This is a genomic window from Pseudoalteromonas sp. NH0006-26, assembly GCF_057552415.1.
Window position 1 is genome coordinate 1 of record NZ_BAAJMJ010000005.1, and the last position, 20,393, is coordinate 20,393.

A 20,393-nucleotide genomic window follows, 5' to 3' on the forward strand; every position below is an offset into this window, starting at 1 on the left:
TGTAGGAAAGTGAAAAACAAAGGTAAAAGGTTAAAGGCATTAGGTTAAAAGCAAAAGAATAACAGCCTAAAGCCACCTCCATGCCTTTATTAAGGCTATCAATGCTGTCCCAGAAGAACATTCTGTTTTGTCGCTATAAAAGTAGCGAACCGACTCCAAATAGTAGAAAGCCCGACTCGAAAGAGCCGGGCTTTTTTACGTCTAGAATAAAGTCAAAAGAAGGTTCGAGGTTAAAGGTATTAGGTTAAAGGAAGAAAATTGACCAGAACCGAGCCTACTGTAGCTACGAAGTAGCGCACCGATTCCAATTAGCCGGTATTTGCTTTTAGGTTTTTTATGATCATTAAAGCGAGCTTAATGGTGTTAGTAACTGAGAAAAATATAATTTTGCTTTGTTAGTGGCTTTGATTTAGGATCAAAACAGTTTAAAACCATGAATGATTTGCCTGTGTATAGATTATTAATTAGCGCCTTATCCATTTTCTTTTGTGTTTCTGTATCAGCAGTTGAAGTAACTGATCTATATCAAGATATTTTGGTTGTAGAAGATAAATCTCGTGATACACGTTTAGACGCTAGCCGCAAAGCGTTGCTGAACGTATTAGTAAAAGTGAGCGGTGATAAAAGCGCGGACGAAAATCAGCTAGCGAAGCAGCGCACCAAAGACATATCTGATTACATGTTAAAATTTGAATACGATGAACGTATCCTCGGAGAGCTTAAATTATTAGTCAAATTTGAGGCTCGAAAGATCAATGCGTTAATTAAAGATCTTAATTTGCCACTATGGGGAGTGCAGCGCCCACTGGTTGCTATCTGGTTAGGAATTGAAGATAACAGGCAACGAGAACTAGTAACGCAAGAAAGTTACCCACAGTTAGAGCAACTCATTTATGATAAAGCAAGCCGTCGTGGCTTACCTGTGGTTGTGCCTTTGCTGGATTTACAAGATAGACGCCTTGTTGGAGTCCCTGAGGTTTGGGGAAACTTTTCTGAACCAGTAGAAGAGGCATCTAAACGCTACAGTGCTGAGCGAAGTATTACTGCTAGGATGTATCAAGAGTTTAACTCAGATAATTGGGTATTAGATTGGCGCTTCACCAATGATGAAATGTTTGAATCTAACCGAATTATTGGCTATAGACAGCAAATTGTTGCGCAAATGCTTGATGATTTAGCACAAGGTTTAGCTGGCGAATACGCCATCGATCCTAATGCGTATTATGAACAGCGTACTGCTAATTTGACCTTAAAAGGGACTGATAATTTTGTGGATATAGAATTGGCAAAGCGCCGTCTACTCAACCTAAGTGTTGTAACCCAAGCGGTTATCATACGTAAAACTCCCGATTCGGTTGAATTTAAGCTAGATCATACTGGCACTGTTAACGACCTTAAAAAAGCCCTTGGTCTTGATAATGCCTTTAAAGATTATGTTGACCCTCGTGCTTTTTATCACATAGTTGACAAGCAAAGCCTAGAGTATCAATGGGTTGAAAACTAATGCTAACTCAAGAGCCAATGCAAATGGCGCTACCGGTTACTTTACCGGATGATGAAACATTTGCCTCTTATTTTGGGGGAGAAAACTCATTAGAGGTAAGCCATCTTAAAGATAGTTTTTCTAAGCTATCTCAAGCTTTTCAGTATACTTATTTGTGTGGCTTAGGGGACTCAGGTAAATCCCATTTGTTATATGCCACCTGTATTCAAGCGCAAGAGCGCGGCTTATCGAATATGTTGCTATCAATGCGAGAAGTTCTTCATTTTGGCCCGATGGTTTTAGATGGCCTTGAGGCGCTAGATGTTTTATGTATTGATGATGTTCACCTAGTGGCAGGTAATGATGCATGGGAAAAAGCATTATTTAACTTTTTTAACCGCTTTAATGAGCCTAATAAAATGCTGGTAGTAACTGCTGATTTACTCCCAAATATGCTTAATATTAGCTTGCCCGATTTAGAATCGCGTTTGAAGTGGGGTACCACTTTTCAAATTCGTTCTATGAGTGATGATGATAAAGCGCAAGCGCTGGTTAAACGGGCGAACATGCGTGGACTTGAACTTAGCGACGAATGTGCGCGGTTTTTATTAACCCGTTTAAGTCGTGATATGCGCGCTTTATTGGATGTATTAGACAAATTAGATCATGCATCCATGGCTGCACAGCGAAAATTAACTATTCCTTTCATAAAATCAACGCTAAAGCTGTAGTAGGTCTAGAATCTAGACCCTGCTTTCAGTTATCATTAGCTAACTAAATTGTAATCACCTTCTTTGAAAGATCAGGTATCGAATGAACTTAGAAAATATATTAGCGCAAGCACTTGAGGCAGTTGCCAGTGCCAGTGAAATCGCGCAACTAGAAGAGATCAGGGTTAACTACCTTGGTAAAAAAGGCGAGATCACCAGCTTACTTAAAACACTGGGTAAAATTGCTCCTGAAGAACGCAAAGAAGCAGGCCAGGTAATCAATCAAGCTAAGCAAGATGTGCAAAGCGCAATTAATGATAAGCGTGAGCTTTTAGCGAGTAAAGCACTTGAAGAAAAACTAGCTGCTGAAACTATCGATGTAACTTTACCAGGGCGCGTTATGCCCTCTGGTGGCCTTCACCCAGTAACACGTACAATTGAGCGTATTGAAAGCTTTTTTGGTGAATTAGGCTTTGAAGTTAAATCAGGCCCTGAAGTTGAAGATGATTTTCATAACTTTGATGCGCTAAATATTCCTGAGCACCATCCTGCTCGCGCCGACCACGATACTTTTTACTTTAATCCTAAGTTGGTGTTGCGTACTCAAACTAGTGGTGTGCAAATTCGTACCATGGAAACAGAGCAGCCGCCGCTTCGTATAATTTCACCAGGGCGTGTATACCGTAATGACTACGACCAAACACATACACCTATGTTCCATCAGGTGGAAGGTTTAATGGTTGATACGGACGTTAGCTTTACTGAGCTCAAAGGTATTTTACATGACTTTTTACGTAACTTTTTTGAAGAAGATATGGAAATTCGTTTCCGTCCTTCATTCTTCCCTTTTACAGAGCCCTCAGCCGAAGTTGATGTAATGGGTAAAGATGGTAAATGGTTAGAGGTATTAGGCTGTGGCATGGTTCACCCTAACGTACTTAAGTCTGTTGGTATCGATCCTGAAAAATACACCGGTTTTGCCTTTGGTATGGGTGTAGAGCGCTTAACTATGTTGCGTTACGGCGTAAACGATTTACGTGCGTTTTTCGAAAACGACTTAAAATTCCTAAACCAGTTCCGTTAAGAGTGAAGAAATAAAATGAAATTTAGTGAAAAGTGGTTAAGAGAGTGGGTAAATCCTGCAATTGATACGCAAGCTCTTTCGGAACAGCTTTCAATGGCTGGTTTAGAAGTAGATGGCGTAGAGCCGGCAGCAGCCAAATTTAATGGTGTTGTTGTAGGTGAAGTGATTGAATGCGGCCAGCACCCTGATGCAGATAAACTACGTGTAACAAAAATTAATGTTGGTGGTGATGAACTGCTTGATATTGTTTGTGGTGCACCAAATTGCCGCCAAGGTATTAAAGTTGCTGTTGCCACTGTTGGTGCAGTATTACCAGGTGATTTTAAAATTAAAAAGGCCAAACTTCGTGGTCAACCATCACACGGCATGTTATGTGCGTTTGATGAGCTAGGCATTAGCGAAGAAGGCGATGGCATTATGGAATTGCCGCTTGACGCGCCTATTGGCACAGATTTACGCGAATACTTAGGGTTAGATGACAACATCATAGATGTAGATTTAACCCCTAACCGTGGTGACTGTTTAGGTATTAAAGGCCTTGCCCGCGAAGTTGGCGTACTGAACAGCATTGATGTTAATACATTAAGTATTCCAGCGGTAGCACCGACAATTGAAGATAAAGTATCAATCGAGTTGGTTAACGATGAGGCTTGTCCTCGTTATTTAGGGCGTGTTATCAAAGGCATTAACCTTAATGCTGAAACTCCTTTATGGATGGTTGAAAAGCTACGCCGTAGTGGTGTACGTTCAATCGATCCGGTTGTTGATGTGACTAACTTTGTATTATTAGAACTTGGTCACCCAATGCATGCATTTGATTTAAATGCGATTGAGGGTGGAATTAAAGTACGTAGTGCAAACGCAGGTGAAGAATTAGTTTTACTTGATGGTAACACTGCAAAGTTAAATGAATCGACATTAGTGATTGCCGATCATCATAAAGCGCTAGCTATTGCTGGTATTTTTGGTGGTGAGCAATCTGGCGTTACTGACAAAACAGCTGATATTCTGTTAGAAAGCGCATTCTTTAACCCTGTGGCTATTGCTGGTCAAGCACGTAGCTACGGCTTACATACCGATGCATCTCATCGCTATGAGCGTGGCGTAGACTTTGCGCTACAACATGACGCAATGGAGCGCGCTACAGCGTTACTGCTTGAAATTGTTGGTGGTGAAGCGGGCCCTGTTGTTGAAGCTGTGGCTGCTGATAAGTTACCTAAAGTAACTGAAGTACGTTTACGTCGGTCACGTTTAGACCGCGTTATTGGTCATCATATTGAAGATGCGAAAGTAACCGATATTCTGACGCGTTTAGGACTTGATGTTAAATTTGACAATGATAGCTGGAGCGCTGATGTGCCAAGCTACCGTTTTGATATTCGTATCGAAGAAGATTTAATTGAAGAAGTTGCACGAGTGTACGGTTATAACAGCATCCCTAATGTTGCACCGACAGCAAAACTTAAAATGACCACGCATGATGAATCAACTGTTGCCCTGAGCCGTTTTCGAAATGCGCTAGTAACACGTGGCTATCAAGAAGCCATTACTTACAGCTTTGTTGACCCTAAAGCGCAAGCTATTTTACACCCTGAGTGTAATGCACTGGTATTACCGCACCCAATTTCAATTGAAATGTCAGCGATGCGTGTAAGTTTAATGCCTGGGCTGCTTTCATCTGTTGCGTATAACCAAAACCGCCAACAACCTCGTATTCGCTTATTTGAACATGGCCTTAAATTTATCAGCGATGAAAGCGCAGAAAATGGCGTTTACCAAGTGCCTGTTATTGGTGGCGTTATTACTGGTTTGATACATGGTGAGCATTGGGTTGAAGAAAAACGCAATGTCGACTTTTATGACCTAAAAGGGGATGTTGAAGCATTACTTGCAATTACCAACGATGTTAGCCGCTTTGAAATTAAAGCTGAGCAATCGGATGGTCTTCACCCGGGTCAGTCTGCCGTTATTTATGTTGATGGTAAAAAAGTAGGTTTCTTTGGCGCATTACATCCTCAAGCGCAAAAATCGTTAGATATCAACAATGCTACTTTTGTGTTTGAAATTGAAATGTCGGCATTAGAAAAAAGAAATTTACCTCAAGCTGTAGGGGTGTCTAAATTCCCATCAAATCGCCGCGACATCGCTATTTTAGTACAAGACAGCGTTAAAATTGGTGATATTTTAAACGTCATCGGAAAAGTTGGCGGAAATCAATTGGTTGACCTAAACTTATTCGATGTGTATAAGGGCAAAGGTATTGAGCCAAATTATAAGAGTTTGGCGATTGCTCTAACACTGCAGGCGGTTGATAGAACACTCGAAGAGAAAGATATCAATCAGGTAGTTGATAACGTGGTGGCCGCACTGGCCGAACAGTTTAATGCATCGTTGAGGGACTAGATATGGCGCTTACTAAAGCCGACATAGCTGAACACCTATTTGAAAAGCTCGGGATCAATAAAAAAGATGCCAAAGATTTAGTTGAAGCGTTTTTTGAAGAAATCCGCTCAGCGCTTGAAAAAGGCGAGCAGATTAAGCTCTCTGGATTTGGTAACTTTGATCTTCGAGATAAGAAAGAAAGACCGGGACGTAATCCGAAAACGGGAGAAGACATTCCAATTTCAGCACGTCGCGTAGTTACTTTTAGACCGGGACAAAAGTTAAAGACCCGTGTCGAAGTAGGCACAAGCAAAAAATAAACAAAAAGGCAGCGCAAGCTGCCTTTTTTGTATCTGTTGTATTATTTCCGGGGGGAAATAAACTTTCCTTGATCTATTTGCTGCAAAGTCTGCTCGGCTAACCTATCTAAACTCTCTAAATTCTTTCCTTGTGCTATTAACTGCTGCTCAATTAATAATATGTCGATATTTTTTATCCCAGAGAGCTCTGCTATTTTGGCAAAAATGTACGCGTGCTTATATTGATGATGCTTGTAAAAAAGGCTAATTAAAGAGGTGTATATTTCTGGATCAGGTACTTGCTTAGCTTGATTTAACGCCAGTGTGTTGTATAAAAAACCAATCGCTTTGTGCTCATCAACTTTAATATAATAAGACGCCAAGTAAAATTGCATTTCAGCACTCGTTTCAACCTCAGCAGTATTTTCTAGAGCAAGTAACCGGGTGAGTGCTGTTTCATCATTGTTTCTTGACCAATGGTAATAGAGTAGGCCAGGGTGAGTGGTTGCTTGTGTTTGCTGATAAATACGTGCCATTTCTTTATTACTAGTGAGATACGCTCGTCGACGGGCGGTGGTTTTACCTTTTAGCTTTATATGCTGAATATTAGCAGCTAAGCCGATACATTGGTTGTAGTGCTCAAACGCTTTGAGTAATTGATACTTGTGCTCATCGGTTGGTTGTAAGGATTCGCGGTAGCGAGAAAAAATAGTACGCTCTCGCTGTGCCTTACAGTGGCTATCGTGGTTAAGATCATTGCACATGGCGGGTGATTGCGCACAAACATCTTCAACGGTAAAAGATTCTTCGCACCCTGCAAGCAACAATCCAAAAGTGAGGGTTATGCGCTTAAAAACCATCCGAGCCTCTCAAATTATTAGGGTCTGTTGACCTTTCAAGGTTGAATTTGCAGCAGTCTGTTTGGTATTGAGGCAAGGCAGAGCCTATGTGGTGTGGTTATTCCCCATAAATAGGCGATAACGCAGCATCAATGCCAAACAGGCGCTGCCCGAAAGGTTCTGCTTGTGCTATTTACTCTTTGTCGCTCGTTTTTTACTTATTCTTACATGGATGTAAGCCAGTAGAATAACGCAGGAGTAGTTATCGAGCCCACTAGGTTACAAACCTTGCGCCGCGATTAAATTGCCCTTAGTTTGAACAAATTTTAATCCGCAAAGGTCAACAGACCCTCATATAATATTATTCTAGCCTAAACTTTAGTCTCTAACAGTGGAGAATAAAATGAGATTAAATTAGAATAGGCCTGCCCGAAGGAATGTGTTGCTCTCAAAATTCGATACATTCTTAGGCTATCCGTTCAAAATTGTTTAATTAGGTAAAAAAAATGACCTCATCTCACGAGTTAGAATACACAAGTAGCTGGCAAGAACGTCAAGATTACGCTGAAAGCATGCAACCAATTATTGGTAAATTGTACCGTAATCGTGGTATTGAAATCGCTGTTTACGGCCGTCCATTAGTAAACTCAAGCACTATTGATATTATTAAGTCTCACAAATCAGTAGCCCAGTTTGAAGGAACTAAACTTCGCCTACGTGAAAGCTTCCCATTCTTAGAAGCTATCAGCAAAATGGAATTAAATTCTGCCCGTATCGATATTGGTAAATTAGCATACAGCTATTTATACACAGATGCTGCGAATGGCCGTTCAGTAGAAGAGTTCGTTAAAGACGAGCTAGCTGAAATTGTTGATTCTGAGCCTAAAGCGCCACGTGACGTAGTACTTTACGGCTTTGGTCGTATCGGTCGCTTATTAGCACGTTTGTTAATTGAAAAGTCAGGCCCTTATGCGGATTTAAACCTACGCGCTATTGTTGTGCGTGGTGGTAAAGACGGCGATTTAGAAAAACGTGCAAGCTTATTGCGTCGTGATTCTATCCACGGCCCGTTCAATGGTTCAATTACCATTGATAAAGAGCGCAATGCAATTAAAGCTAACGGTAGCTACATTCAAGTTATCTACGCTAATTCGCCAAGCGAAGTTGATTACAGCGCCTACGGTATCGAAAACGCACTTGTTGTTGATAACACAGGTATTTGGAAAGATGAAGCTGGTCTTGGTCAACACTTAGAATCTAAAGGTGCTGCAAAAGTATTATTAACAGCGCCAGCTAAGGGCAACATTAAAAATATCGTTTACGGTGTAAATAACCAAGATATTTTACCTGAAGATAAAATTGTATGTGCTGCAAGCTGTACAACTAATGCAATAACACCAACATTGAAAGCATTAAACGATCAGTTTGGTATTAAGAATGGTCACGTTGAAACAGTTCACTCATACACTAATGACCAAAACTTAATTGATAACTACCACAAAGCAGAACGTCGTGGTCGTGCTGCGGCACTTAACATGGTTATCACTGAAACAGGTGCAGCAAAAGCGGTATCTAAAGCATTACCAGAGCTTGAAGGTAAACTAACAGGTAACGCAATCCGTGTACCTACACCAAACGTATCGTTAGCTATCTTAAACTTGAATCTTGAAAAGGGCACGACGGTTGAAGAGCTTAATGCGTTTTTACGTGAAACAGCACTTCACTCAGACCTACGTGATCAAATCGATTACACAGCGTCAACTGAAATTGTATCTACCGATTTAGTAGGTAGCCGTTACGCAGGTGTTGTTGATTCTCAAGCAACCATTGTTGATGATAACCGTGTTGTACTTTACGTATGGTACGACAATGAGTTTGGTTATAGCTGTCAGGTGGTTCGCTGTATGCGCGACATGGCAGAAGTCTCATTCCCAAGTTTACCTCGATAAACACATGAGCAATTAAGAAAAGCCAGCACTTGCTGGCTTTTTTAGGTCTGAAGATTTTTAAAGTGAAGCGGTTATGGTACGCTTTATTAAATTGGGTACGTAGTAATAGCCGTTTAAAGTGCATGAACACGTACTTACCTCTTGGCTAAATCCCTTGGTCAAGATACACAGTTAACTAATAGGTTTGTTGTAATGAAAATCAGTAGCAATTTTGACAGTGGTAATATTAAAGTTATTGAAGCCACCGATCCGTTAAATATTCAGTTAGAAATTAATAAAGATTATCAGTCTGAGTTTTATCAGTGGTTTCACTTTCGTCTTGAAACAACGCCTTATCAACTACATCAGTTAAATATTAATAACCTTGATAAGTCTGCATATCCAGACGGTTGGGTAGACTACCAAGCGGTTGCCTCATATGACCGTCAAACATGGTTTCGTGTACCGTCTTCGTATGAAAATGGCACACTAACATTTGAGCTTGAGCCTGAGTGCAGCAGCGTTTACTTCGCCTATTTCGCTCCTTATAGCTACGACCGTCATTTAGACTTATTAGCATGGGCGCAAAGCCAAGAAATTTGCCAACTAGAAACACTAGGTCAAACCCTAGATGGGCGTGATATGAGCGTGCTTAAGATTGGCCAGCCAAGTGCAGATAAAAAAGTCATTTGGGTTACCGCTCGCCAACACCCAGGTGAAACTATGGCAGAGTGGTTTGTAGAAGGCTTATTACACAAGCTACTTGACGATGAAGACCCACATGCTGCAGCCTTACTATCAAAAGCGGTATTCTATGTAGTACCAAACATGAATCCAGATGGCAGTGCACGTGGTCACTTACGTACTAATGCTAAAGGGGTTAACTTAAATCGTGAATGGCAAACGCCAAGCATGGAAAACAGCCCTGAAGTTTACTTGGTGCTTAATAAAATGCGCGAAGCAGGCTTAGACATGCACCTAGACATTCACGGGGATGAAGCTATTCCATATAACTTTGTTGCCGGTAGCGAAGGTATACCAAGCTATGATGCACGCTTAAAAGGTTTAGAAGATAGCTTTAAAGCCGCGCTTTTAACGATTACTCCAGAGTTTCAAGATACTCATGGCTACGATAAAGACGAACCAGGTCAAGCTAACTTAACAGTAGGTTCATCAGCGACCGCTGAAGAATTTAAAGCGCTTACTTACACAGTTGAAATGCCATTTAAAGATAATAATGACTTACCAGATCCAGATTACGGCTGGTCAGATCGCCGTTCATATCAATTTGGTCAAGACACGTTAGCAGCCATTGTTAATGTTGTAGACAACTTAAGATAAAACGTTTGTTTCAAAGGGTATCAATAATATTGATACCCTTTTTATTTTAAGCTAAACCGGGCGTACCAGAAAATAAAATTAATTTACCCACCACAGCACCAAAACGTTCCTATACACCTTCTCGGCAGATTTAATACCGTATAGTCTATATCAACCTGCACTTCGTTAAACGTCATCGACAAGTCTATAGTGAGTTGTTTTGAAAATTAACTGTTAACAAGGTTGGGTACTTAAGTTAATATAAATTAAACAATAAGAAAGACGGAAAAGATTAACCCCTTATTTCGTAAAGCTTATGACAGGTATTCTGAATAGCAGAGTATGGTAATTAATAATAATAAATATAACTGTGAGGATGTTCATGGAAGCTTTTGTAAGCGCCGTTAATGATGTTGTTTGGAGTAATGCACTCATCTATTTATGCCTAGGCGCAGGCTTATTTTACTCAGTGCTAACTCGATTTGCTCAAGTTAGACATTTTAAAGAAATGTGTAAGCTATTATTTAGCCCTAACACTTCAGAGAAAGGGATTTCATCTTTTCAAGCCCTTGCTGTCTCGTTATCTGGCCGGGTAGGGGTTGGTAATATTGCCGGTGTTGCAGCCGCAATTGGTTTTGGTGGCCCTGGCGCTATTTTCTGGATGTGGGTTGTTGCTTTTTTAGGTGCAAGCACTGCATACGCAGAATCAACATTAGGTCAAATTTATAAATTAGAAGAAGACGGGCAATACCGCGGTGGCCCAGCGTATTATTTTGACCGTTGTTTAGGACAAAAGTGGCTGGCTGTTTTATTTGCTGTATCTGCAATTATAGCCTGTGGGGTTTTCTTACCAGGGGTACAAGCAAACGCTGTAGGTAATGCATTCACTCAAGTATTTGGTGATGGCACTATGGTCTCTACAAGTTTTGGTGACGTAGGCAGCTTTAAACTGGTTGCGTTGGCTATTATTCTTATTGTTTTAGCATTTATTATTTTTGGTGGTATAAAACGCATCGCTAATTTTACGCAAATTGTTGTGCCATTTATGGCGCTTGGTTACATCGTTCTCGCCTTAATTGTGGTATTTATAAACTTAGACAAAATACCGGGCATTTTCTCGCTCATCATTGGTGATGCATTTACAGCTCAAGCAGGCTTTGGTGCCGCAATTGGCTGGGGTGTTAAGCGTGGAATATACTCAAATGAGGCGGGCCAAGGTACAGGCCCTCATGCAGCGGCTGCGGCAGAAGTTGATCACCCTGCACAGCAAGGTTTAGTTCAAGCTTTTTCTGTTTATGTTGATACACTTTTTGTATGTACAGCAACGGCATTAATGATTTTAATAACGCAGCAATACAACATTGTTGGTGAATTACCTGCGGGTCAATTCATTGTACAAAACGTTGATGCAGCAACTGAAGTGGGCTCAGCAGCGTTCACCCAAATGGCGTTGTTTAGTGTATTTGGTGGCTTTGGGGAAGCGTTTGTAGGCATCGCCTTATTTTTCTTTGCTTTTACCACCATACTGGCTTACTACTTCATTGCAGAGACTAATATCGCGTACTTAAACCGCTACTTTAAAGGAAGTATTCCGCTTGTAGCCGTAAAACTTGTCATTATGTTTATGGTAGCCTACGGCATGGTTAATAGCTCAGGTTATATTTGGACTATTGGCGACATAGGCGTTGGTTTAATGGCATGGATCAACATATTGGGTATATTAGCTATTTTCTTTGTCGCTAAACCGGCCTTAACATGTTTGAGTGATTATGAAGACCAGAAGAAAAAAGGTGGAGAAATTACGTTTGATCCCGTTAAATTAGGGATTAAAAACGCCACTTTCTGGGAAAAACGTCTTGAAAAGCAATCTAAAGACGCTGAATAAACAGACCCTAATAACCTAATATGAACTATTGGGTTAAATTCAAAAAAGACAAAGAGCAATAAAACAAGTACAATGAAAAGCGCCGAAAGGCGCTTTTTTTATGCGTAGTATGGAGAGAGATGTATGGCGATTATTCGTTGCCCCAAATGTGCAAAATCAATTTCAGATAAACATCCGCAGTGTCCACATTGCCAAAGTAACGTTGCTGAATTAAATGCCGAGCAAGTTCAACAACTTCAACGTGAGCAGCGAATTAAAAAGCAGCAAATGTTTATGAACCACTCATTTTTAGCGCTGATCTTATTTTTAGGTGGCTTCTTTTGTTTGTACTTCCTACAACCTCAAGAAAAAACACTTCAGTGGTATGCGTATACCTCAGCCATAGGCATTGGCTGTATTTGGTACCTTATTAACCGTATTATTTTAGTGACTCTGAAAAAGAAAAAATGACATGAATATTGACAACTTAGTACAGAATATTACTCCAGAATTATTTGAGCGCCTACAATATGGTGCATCAACAGGAAAGTGGCCAGATGGCACACCTTTATCAGATGAACAAAAACAACAAACAGTGCAACTTGTGATGTTGTATCAAGCAAAAGTAGCACAATCAAACGAGCAGTTTACCATTGGTGCAGATGGAGAAATGATCCAAAAAACCAAAGCGCAACTACAAAAAGAATTTAAATCAGATAACGAAATAGCTAGGTTCAGTGAAAATGATCTTTAAACACCTTTTTACACCAAAATGGAAACACCCGAAGCAACAAGTTCGTTTAGATGCGATTGAGAAACTTGATGTAGCACGCGACGTAACAATTTTAAGTACCTTAGCGCTTGAAGACTCATCGGCTGAAATTCGCCGCAAAGCACTGCAAAAAGTAAACGATTTACCGCTTTGGTGGAAAGCTTACAAGCAAGATCAGGCACTAAAAGATGTAGCTGAGCAGCAAATATCGTCTGCTGTATTAAACAGTGAAAGTAGCTTATCGGCGCAGATTAAAAATGAGTACATTGAACGTTTTGCACCGGTTAAAACCCTTGAAAAACTGGCATTTGCAGAAAAAGAGTTACAAGTAAGAGTAAAGTTATTAAAACGCCTAGCAAACCCTAAACTGATTGAAAAAGCCTTTAAAGAAGCCAATGAAGAGCTGCAAAAGCAGTTAGTTGACTTAGTCATTACGCAGCAGTTAACTAAAGCTTTGTTAAAGCATGCTCAAGGTGAAGCTAAAACGGCCCTTGAAAGCCATCTTGAAAACGAGCGTTTAGCGCTTGAAATGCCAGCGCAAGTTGAAAATGCTACCCGCGTTATTTTAGCCAAGCTTAATGCACTGCGTGATAAACACGACTACGCTATTGTTGACCCACAAGCCGCCGAACTTATGGCACAGTGGCAAGCACTAGAGTTAAAATGGCTAAACGAAGAACATGTAAAAACCCTTGATGCTAAATATATTTCAATTACCGATAAGCTTGATGTTCACATTGCCACATTGAAAGCGCAGCACGAAATAGAGCAGCAACGTTTAGCGCAACAACAGCGCCAAGTCTTAGCATTAGCCACGTTAGAAGCGTTGAGTGAAGAAATTGAAAATGCATTACAGTTAGGATTAGAAACGCCAGAGCAAATTCAGCAAGATTGGCTTAATGCAAAAGTAGCGCAAGCGAAAGATACGCTAGATAAAACGCAACTGATGGCTGATCAGCAATCAAAACAAGTGATTAATAAGCTTGAGCAGCTATTCTCACAAGTTGCTAAGTTACCTGAGCTAACTACGGCTATTAAAGAGTATAAAATCGCCTATAGTACGCTTAGTGAAATAAAACCTGCAGAGCAACTTAACGATTACGATCAACAGTTAACAGCGTTCAATGACACATTTAAAACTGCACGTAGTCACCTAAATGTACTTAGTACTGATTTACAAGCGTCATTCAAAACTCAGCTTAACAGCCACAAGAAGCAGTTTTTAGCCGCAATGAGCGAACTGACAAAGCCGCTAGAAAAAACCCAGAGCCAAGCTAAGCGAAAAGCGCGCGATGTTAAACGTCTAATTGAAGAAGGTCGTTTTAATGTTGCATTTGGCGTATTTAAGGGCTTCAAAGAGCTATACAATGCCTTAACTGAAAAGTATCAACAGCCACTGGTTAACTTAAAAGCCGACCTAGAAGCGCAATTAGCCGATGCTAAAGACTGGCAAAAGTATGCAGCGGCTCCTAAGCGCGCTGCACTTTTAGAAGAAGTTACACTGTTAGTTGATGAGCCTTGCAACGATCCGCAACAGCGTGCTGATCAAGTTAAAGTATTGCGAAAGCGTTGGAACGAGTTAGGACGCCTTGATACAGAGCAAGAAAAGCAGCAAGGTAATGAGTTTGATGAAAAAATCGAGCTTCTGTTTGCACCGTGTCGCAGTTATTTTGCAGAACAAGAAAGCCAGCGAGAAACGGCTAAAGTAGAGCGTGAGCAACTAATAGCGCAAATGCATGCACTGCATTTACAAGCGACAGAAGATGCTGATTTAGATTGGAAACAATTTGAAAGTCACTATAACCGATTACAAAAAGCATGGCGTAGCGTAGGTAAAGTTGATCCTAAAACATACCGCGTATTAAACGAGCGTTATAAGGCAGAGCAACAGCTTGTTGTATCTTCACTTAATGCGTTTCACAAAGGCAATGCTGCACTTAAAAATGAGCTTGTTGAGCAGGCGCAACAGCTATCGCAAAGTGACAATCTAGCAGAGGCGTGTCAGCAGTTAAAGCAGTTACAGCAACAATGGCAGAGTATAGGTTTTGCAGGCTTAAAAGCTGAGAATGCACTGTGGCAAAAATTCCGTGAGTTTAATGATGCAACATTTACTAAACGCAGCGAAGAGTTTGAGCAGCAAAAACGCGAGCAAGGTGAGTCAGATAAGCAGGCTACAGCTGAACTTAATGAGCTAGAGGCGGCTTTAAATAGTGTTGAAGGTAAAGCCCAGTTACTTGATCTGCAAACCAAAGTTAAAGGGTATATGCCATTTAAATCGTTAACGCCTAAAGTATCCGCTTTGTTGTCAGCCATAGATGAAAAGCTAACAGGGTTAGTTGCTAAAAATGAGCAGGCTAACTTAGACGCATTATTTGTTGCGCTTGAGAATAATGAGCCGGTGCCAAGCCAGTTTACTGGTGCGGTAAAAACGGCATTAAGTACCGAGCAGTTGCTCACGCGTATGGAAATACTGGCTAACGTCAGTTCGCATGATTCAGCGCAGAGAATGGTTGAGCAAGTGGCAATGCTAGATGACAAACACCGTGGTGACCACGCTGATTTAAACTATTATTTAAAGCAATTAATAGCGCTCAGCGAAGGTTCAGTCAAAACTGACACACTAGCAAGGTTAAAAGTTATTTTTGCTGTAAAGTAAGCGCAATGACTTTTATCAACTAAAATAAAAAAACCGCTATTAAAGCGGTTTTTTATTATGGCTACTTACTGCCAAGACGATTAATGAATAGGGTTTTGCATGAAAATTTTTGTTTTTATTTCACTATTATTTTTAACTGCCTGTAACAGCACTCAGGGTATTTCGGTTTATTCATTTACAAATTCAGAGGTTGAGTCATTACTAAATAAAGAGTTACCTAAATTAAGTGAAAAAGTCAGCCTGATGGGGCTACCAGTCCAATTTGATGTGAATGATTTAAGCGTTAATATTGGCCCCGACAACAGTGATTATGTTTTATTAGGTGCTGATTCGAGCGCCGAAATAAATGCCTTTGCATTAAAGTACCCTGTGCGTTTAAAGTTACAAATACAAGGCACGCCTTTTTATGATAGCGAGAAAAAAGCCGTATTTTTACGTAATGTTAAGTTACTCGATTCAAGTATTGATGCCGGTGGCTTTAAAGGTAATTTAGGGTTATTAGATAATGAGGCGATGGAAGTTATGAATGCCTTTTTAGCGGTTAACCCTGTTTATAAGTTAAATATGAACGACCCTAAAATGGCATTGTTAAGTAATTTACCCTTAGATTTAAAAGTAGTCGAAGGCGCTATTAAGCTAGTGCCTCGGTTATAATTTAGATCCAATAAGCGCAATAAAACGTATAAGTTGACCTTATTATTAATAGATTAGGTTAATTATGGCTAATGAGCGATCCGTTCCCACCTCTCGACTTTCACGATTTGCAAAGTTAGGCTCATTAGCCACCGGTGTTGCCACAAATATGTTAGTAGGTGGTGCCAAAAGTGCGCTTAGTGGTAAAGGCTGGGATAATAAAAGCTTATTACTCCAGCCGAAAAATATTGAAAATTTAGCCACTCAGCTATCGCATCTTCGCGGTGCGGCAATGAAGCTTGGGCAACTGCTTTCAATGGATGCAGGCGACTTATTAACCCCCGAGCTTGCTCAGTTACTGTCTTTGTTGCGTGCCGATGCCAACCCAATGCCACATAAGCAATTAGTGAGCGTGCTAAAAGAGCAATGGGGGGATGACTGGTTATCGCGTTTTTCTCATATTGAGCTGAGACCGTTTGCAGCAGCATCAATTGGGCAGGTCCATTTGGCTTATAAAGAAAATGGTGCTCAATTAGCGGTTAAAATTCAATACCCAGGTATTGCAAAAAGTGTGGTGAGCGATGTGGATAACGTGATCACTTTACTTACTTTATCGCGATTATTGCCCAAAGAATTGGATATAAAACCCTTAGTTGAAGAAGCGAAAGCACAGTTATTAGCTGAGGCTGATTACACCCTAGAAGCACAGTATTTAGCACGCTATAAAACCTTATTATCGACTAACCCCCACTTTAAAGTGCCTAGTGTGTATGTAGAGCACAGCACTGCACAGGTGCTTACAATGGAGTATGTTGATGCCAAACCCATAGAAGGCATTTGTGATTTACCCGCTGCTGAGCGAAGCCATGTTGCAGAGCAACTAATTGATTTGTTCTTTAAAGAAATGTTTGAGTTTAAGTTAATTCAAACCGACCCCAACTTTGCTAATTTTCATTACCAACCAGAGTCACAAAAAATTGTGTTATTTGATTTTGGTGCCACCCGAGAAATTACAGCTACCCTCAGTGATGCCTATTTAGCCTTGTTTAAAGCCGGCAGTAATAATGATCGTGAAGGCGTGCTCAATGCCGCCACTGCAATTGGTTACTTTAAAGACGCTTTAAAAGATGATTATAAAGAAAGCGTGATTGATTTATTTTTAATGGCTTGCGAGCCACTTCGCTATAATGGCGAGTTTGATTTTAAAAACAGTGAACTTGCTAGCAACATCAAAGATGCCGGATTACAGTTAAGCGCACAGTCGCAGCAGTGGCATACTCCCCCTGTGGATGCATTGTTTATTCATCGCAAATTAGCTGGCTTATATTTAATTGCAGCGCGTTTAGAAGCCAAAATAAATATTAAGGCGTTATTTAGCCATTATTAAGTGCTAAAGCATGATAAAATTGGCATAATACTCGCGATATTTCGCGAGGTCGTATTATGATAAAAAACTTTTTAAACGATCCTACCTTATTGCTCAATGCGGTAGGTGAGGGTATATACGGATTTGATTTGTCCGGTAATGCGGTATTTGTAAACCCAGCCGCAGAGCGAATGACTGGGTGGACGGCCGATGAATTATTAGGCAAAAAAATTCATCAATATCATCATCATAGCCATGCCGATGGCACCCCTTACCCTGCCGATGAGTGCCAAATTTATTGCACTATGTTTGATGGCAAACGCCGCGAAGTAAAAAACGAAGTATTTTGGCGTAAAGACGGCAGTGCCTTTGCCGTTGAGTACACTTCCACCCCCGTTTATAAAAATAACCAGCTTATTGGTGCTGTGGCAGTATTTCGCGATATATCAGCACAACAGCAAACGCAAACCCAGTTGCACGAAGCGTTAGTTCAAGTAAAGCATCTAAGCGAGCAGTTAAAAGATGAGAACGATTACCTTATTGCCGAGCTTAACGAGGATTGGCAAGATTCTGGGCTAGTTGGTCGCAGTGATGTATTTCAACGCATGTTAGATCAAATACAGTTAGTGAGTGAAACCGATAGCACCGTACTCATTCTTGGCGAAAATGGTACTGGCAAAGAGCTGGTGGCACGTAACTTACATAGATTAAGTAAGCGCAATGAGCAGGCGTTTATAAAAGTTAATTGTGCGGCATTTACTCCAAGTTTATTAGAGTCTGAGCTGTTTGGACACGAACGAGGCTCTTTTACTGGGGCGAACGAGCGTCGTAAAGGGCGTTTTGAACTTGCCGACCAAGGCACCTTATTTTTAGATGAAATTGCAGAGCTACCATTAGAGTCCCAAAGTAAGTTATTACGGGTATTACAAGAGCGTGAATTTGAACGTGTTGGCGGTAGTCAAACCCTAAAAGTCGATATTCGCATCATTGCTGCAACCAACCGTAACTTGTGGGAAATGGTACAAGCAGGGCAGTTTAGAATGGACTTATATTACCGTTTAAATGTGTTTCCCATTAATGTGCCTGCACTTAAAGAGCGAAAAGAAGACATTCCGTACTTGTGTCAAAACTTAATTGCGCAAATAAATAAGCGCTTAGGTAAACAATTACAAGGGTTAAGTAAAAAAGCGATCAGACAATTACAAGCCTATGACTGGCCGGGTAACATCAGAGAGCTGCAAAATGTACTCGAACGAGAAGCTATTTTATCTAAACACTCTACATTACAGTTAAGTCAGTCGCTTAAAGCGGGCGATGATAACGCCATAAACCCAACGCTTACACTTGATGAAGTACAAAAACAGCATATAAGCAGCGTATTAGCATTGTGTAATTGGAAAATTGCAGGTGAACAAGGCGCGGCAAATAAGTTGGGCTTACCAGAGAGCACCTTACGCTCAAAAATGCAGAAACTCGGGCTTCGCCGCAATAGTTAATTCGCGATATATCGCGATAGTCGCTAAATATCGCGATGTTATAGTTCGGTGTTATTTTTAAAGTCATTTAATATCAATGCTTTAAGTTAACTTTCAGTGTGGTCTGAAAGTTGCAAATACTTGCTCAATACCCGTCACTATGAAGTAAGTAGCATGAAGTTTGATATTAAAGAAGAAGACATGATCATTAAGCCCTATAAAGAAGAGGGGCCTATTTATATACGCGAGCAAAAAGGTTTTTTTCAACGTATACGCCGTAATTTAGGCTGGCTATTAATGCTCAGCTTTATCGCCATTCCGTGGGTTCAATATAACGGTCAGCAAGCGGTTTTATTGGATGTGGCCACCCAAAAGTTTACTATTTTTGGCCTTACTTTGCTCCCTCAAGACTTTATGATTTTAGCCATGCTGTTTATGGTGGGTGCGTTTGCCCTATTTTTTGCTACCAACTGGCTTGGTAGAGTATGGTGTGGTTATACCTGCCCACAAACCATTTGGATGTTAATGTTTTCTTGGGTTGAGCAACGTATAGAGGGTACGCGTAACCAGCGTATTAAGCTTGATAAGAGCCCGTGGGATATTACCAAATGGCGAAAAAAAATCACTAAGCACAGTGCTTGGCTGGTTATTTCGGTGCTTACGGCGACCTCATTTTTAGCGTATTTTATCCCCGCTAAAACCTTGTACCTAGAAATGTTAAATTTAGAGTGGTCTGGGATCACCAGTTTTTGGGTATTTTTATTTGCGTTTTGTACTTATGGAAATGCGGGCTTTTTACGTGAAAAAATGTGTACTGTGGCTTGTCCTTATTCGCGCTTTCAATCGGTGATGTTTGATAAAGACACGCTGGTGGTTACTTACGATAGCGAGCGTGGAGAAAATCGCGGCCCACGTAAACGCAAAGCCGATCCTAAAACGCTTAATTTAGGTGATTGCGTAGACTGTAACTTATGTGTGGAAGTATGCCCAGCAGGGATTGATATTCGCAATGGCTTGCAATATGAATGCATTAACTGTGGTTTATGTATTGATGCTTGTGACGACACCATGGAAAAGTTTGGCTACGAAAAAGGCTTAATTAAATACGCCAGTGAAAAGCAAATGGCAGGGCAAAAAACCAATCCATTTAGGCTTAAACTTGTAGGCTATGGGGCGTTAACTGGGTTGTTAATTTTATCTATGTTTGCTTGGATGTTACAACGCACTCCCATAGAAGCTTCGGTGCTTAGAGATAGAAACGCATTGTATCGGGTAAATTACGAAGGCTTAGTTGAAAATCCTTATACACTCACTATTATCAATAAAACTCAGCAACCGCTGCATTATTCAATTTCAATTAGCGGTTTAGAGGGGGCTACATTGCAAAGCCCAAATGCTATATTAGTAGAGCCTGGGCTGATGAAAAGTGTGCCGGTAACGGTGACTGCAGACGGCTACGATTTAGCACGCAAGGTGAGTAAGCTGAGTTTTGTGATCACTTCGCAAGAAGACCCCGCTATCACTATTACTAAAGACAGCCAGTTTTATAAAAATTAACCTTAAACCCTTAGCTAATTAATAA

At 40.6% G+C, this 20,393-nt stretch carries 16 protein-coding genes; 15 read left to right on the forward strand and 1 reads right to left on the reverse strand.

All coding sequences use genetic code 11. From position 1 onward, the window contains the following. Positions 1-448 precede the first annotated feature (448 nt). The 5 genes from AC27JR_RS08835 to ihfA all read left to right on the forward strand — a co-directional run bounded on the left by AC27JR_RS08835 (position 449) and on the right by ihfA (position 5,979). The gene (locus tag AC27JR_RS08835; RefSeq protein WP_487173362.1) at positions 449-1,504 is read left to right on the forward strand and encodes a DUF2066 domain-containing protein; all 1,056 of its coding nucleotides are present in this window, start codon (positions 449-451) and stop codon (positions 1,502-1,504) included. Continuing rightward, the gene (hda, locus tag AC27JR_RS08840) at positions 1,504-2,214 is read left to right on the forward strand and encodes a DnaA inactivator Hda (RefSeq protein ID WP_487173363.1); all 711 of its coding nucleotides are present in this window, start codon (positions 1,504-1,506) and stop codon (positions 2,212-2,214) included. Before AC27JR_RS08835 ends, hda begins: the two co-directional genes overlap by 1 nt. An 82-nt stretch (positions 2,215-2,296) precedes the next feature. Beyond that, positions 2,297-3,277, forward strand: a complete 981-nt coding sequence (gene pheS, locus AC27JR_RS08845) for a phenylalanine--tRNA ligase subunit alpha (protein WP_008468473.1) — start codon at positions 2,297-2,299, stop codon at positions 3,275-3,277. A 15-nt stretch (positions 3,278-3,292) separates the two neighbouring features. Continuing rightward, the gene (gene pheT, locus AC27JR_RS08850; protein WP_487173364.1) at positions 3,293-5,680 is read left to right on the forward strand and encodes a phenylalanine--tRNA ligase subunit beta; all 2,388 of its coding nucleotides are present in this window, start codon (positions 3,293-3,295) and stop codon (positions 5,678-5,680) included. 2 nt (positions 5,681-5,682) lie between these two features. Continuing rightward, a complete protein-coding gene (gene ihfA / locus AC27JR_RS08855; RefSeq protein ID WP_008114070.1) occupies positions 5,683-5,979 on the forward strand; it encodes an integration host factor subunit alpha in 297 nt (98 codons plus the stop codon). A gap of 41 nt (positions 5,980-6,020) precedes the next feature. Here ihfA and AC27JR_RS08860 read toward each other — a convergent pair whose 3' ends face one another. Beyond that, the gene (locus AC27JR_RS08860) at positions 6,021-6,818 is read right to left on the reverse strand and encodes a DUF2989 domain-containing protein (protein ID WP_487173365.1); all 798 of its coding nucleotides are present in this window, start codon (positions 6,816-6,818) and stop codon (positions 6,021-6,023) included. Between the two features lie 485 nt (positions 6,819-7,303). Here AC27JR_RS08860 and AC27JR_RS08865 point away from each other — a divergent pair, with 485 nt between their 5' ends. The 10 genes from AC27JR_RS08865 to ccoG all read left to right on the forward strand — a co-directional run bounded on the left by AC27JR_RS08865 (position 7,304) and on the right by ccoG (position 20,368). After that, complete coding sequence (locus AC27JR_RS08865) at positions 7,304-8,746, forward strand: glyceraldehyde-3-phosphate dehydrogenase (RefSeq protein ID WP_487173366.1); 1,443 nt, start codon at positions 7,304-7,306, stop codon at positions 8,744-8,746. Between the two features lie 192 nt (positions 8,747-8,938). Further along, positions 8,939-10,066 (forward strand): M14 family metallopeptidase, encoded by a 1,128-nt coding sequence (locus tag AC27JR_RS08870; protein ID WP_131690803.1) that lies wholly within the window; start codon positions 8,939-8,941, stop codon positions 10,064-10,066. Positions 10,067-10,427: 361 nt separating this feature from the next. Next, positions 10,428-11,930 (forward strand): alanine/glycine:cation symporter family protein, encoded by a 1,503-nt coding sequence (locus tag AC27JR_RS08875; RefSeq protein WP_008114078.1) that lies wholly within the window; start codon positions 10,428-10,430, stop codon positions 11,928-11,930. Positions 11,931-12,053: 123 nt separating this feature from the next. Continuing rightward, the gene (locus tag AC27JR_RS08880; RefSeq protein ID WP_008114079.1) at positions 12,054-12,380 is read left to right on the forward strand and encodes a hypothetical protein; all 327 of its coding nucleotides are present in this window, start codon (positions 12,054-12,056) and stop codon (positions 12,378-12,380) included. 1 nt (position 12,381) lies between these two features. Continuing rightward, positions 12,382-12,663, forward strand: a complete 282-nt coding sequence (locus AC27JR_RS08885; RefSeq protein WP_008114080.1) for a YeaC family protein — start codon at positions 12,382-12,384, stop codon at positions 12,661-12,663. Continuing rightward, positions 12,653-15,337, forward strand: coding sequence for a DUF349 domain-containing protein (locus AC27JR_RS08890; RefSeq protein WP_487173367.1), 2,685 nt, complete (start codon positions 12,653-12,655; stop codon positions 15,335-15,337). The genes AC27JR_RS08885 and AC27JR_RS08890 overlap by 11 nt, the downstream gene beginning before the upstream one ends. A gap of 99 nt (positions 15,338-15,436) precedes the next feature. Further along, complete coding sequence (locus AC27JR_RS08895) at positions 15,437-15,991, forward strand: YceB family lipoprotein (protein WP_008114082.1); 555 nt, start codon at positions 15,437-15,439, stop codon at positions 15,989-15,991. A gap of 64 nt (positions 15,992-16,055) precedes the next feature. After that, positions 16,056-17,357 carry an ABC1 kinase family protein gene (locus AC27JR_RS08900; RefSeq protein WP_487173368.1) on the forward strand — a complete coding sequence of 434 codons (1,302 nt, stop codon included), beginning with the start codon at positions 16,056-16,058 and terminating at the stop codon, positions 17,355-17,357. A 56-nt stretch (positions 17,358-17,413) separates the two neighbouring features. Then, positions 17,414-18,832: a sigma-54 interaction domain-containing protein gene (locus AC27JR_RS08905; RefSeq protein WP_487173369.1), complete on the forward strand. Its 1,419-nt coding sequence runs from the start codon at positions 17,414-17,416 to the stop codon at positions 18,830-18,832. A gap of 153 nt (positions 18,833-18,985) precedes the next feature. Further along, positions 18,986-20,368 (forward strand): cytochrome c oxidase accessory protein CcoG, encoded by a 1,383-nt coding sequence (ccoG, locus tag AC27JR_RS08910; protein ID WP_487173370.1) that lies wholly within the window; start codon positions 18,986-18,988, stop codon positions 20,366-20,368. Positions 20,369-20,393 lie beyond the last annotated feature (25 nt).

Bases quoted from the DNA above. Each gene is read 5' to 3' on its own strand.
- hda (WP_487173363.1), top strand. From the start codon at position 1,504: ATGCTAACTCAAGAGCCAATGCAAATGGCGCTACCGGTTACTTTACCG.
- AC27JR_RS08895 (WP_008114082.1), top strand. From the start codon at position 15,437: ATGAAAATTTTTGTTTTTATTTCACTATTATTTTTAACTGCCTGTAAC.
- AC27JR_RS08900 (WP_487173368.1), top strand. From the start codon at position 16,056: ATGGCTAATGAGCGATCCGTTCCCACCTCTCGACTTTCACGATTTGCA.
- ccoG (WP_487173370.1), top strand. From the start codon at position 18,986: ATGAAGTTTGATATTAAAGAAGAAGACATGATCATTAAGCCCTATAAA.
- AC27JR_RS08860 (WP_487173365.1), bottom strand. From the start codon at position 6,818: ATGGTTTTTAAGCGCATAACCCTCACTTTTGGATTGTTGCTTGCAGGG.
- pheS (WP_008468473.1), top strand. From the start codon at position 2,297: ATGAACTTAGAAAATATATTAGCGCAAGCACTTGAGGCAGTTGCCAGT.
- AC27JR_RS08865 (WP_487173366.1), top strand. From the start codon at position 7,304: ATGACCTCATCTCACGAGTTAGAATACACAAGTAGCTGGCAAGAACGT.
- AC27JR_RS08885 (WP_008114080.1), top strand. From the start codon at position 12,382: ATGAATATTGACAACTTAGTACAGAATATTACTCCAGAATTATTTGAG.
- AC27JR_RS08880 (WP_008114079.1), top strand. From the start codon at position 12,054: ATGGCGATTATTCGTTGCCCCAAATGTGCAAAATCAATTTCAGATAAA.
- ihfA (WP_008114070.1), top strand. From the start codon at position 5,683: ATGGCGCTTACTAAAGCCGACATAGCTGAACACCTATTTGAAAAGCTC.
- AC27JR_RS08870 (WP_131690803.1), top strand. From the start codon at position 8,939: ATGAAAATCAGTAGCAATTTTGACAGTGGTAATATTAAAGTTATTGAA.
- AC27JR_RS08905 (WP_487173369.1), top strand. From the start codon at position 17,414: ATGATAAAAAACTTTTTAAACGATCCTACCTTATTGCTCAATGCGGTA.
- pheT (WP_487173364.1), top strand. From the start codon at position 3,293: ATGAAATTTAGTGAAAAGTGGTTAAGAGAGTGGGTAAATCCTGCAATT.
- AC27JR_RS08875 (WP_008114078.1), top strand. From the start codon at position 10,428: ATGGAAGCTTTTGTAAGCGCCGTTAATGATGTTGTTTGGAGTAATGCA.
- AC27JR_RS08890 (WP_487173367.1), top strand. From the start codon at position 12,653: ATGATCTTTAAACACCTTTTTACACCAAAATGGAAACACCCGAAGCAA.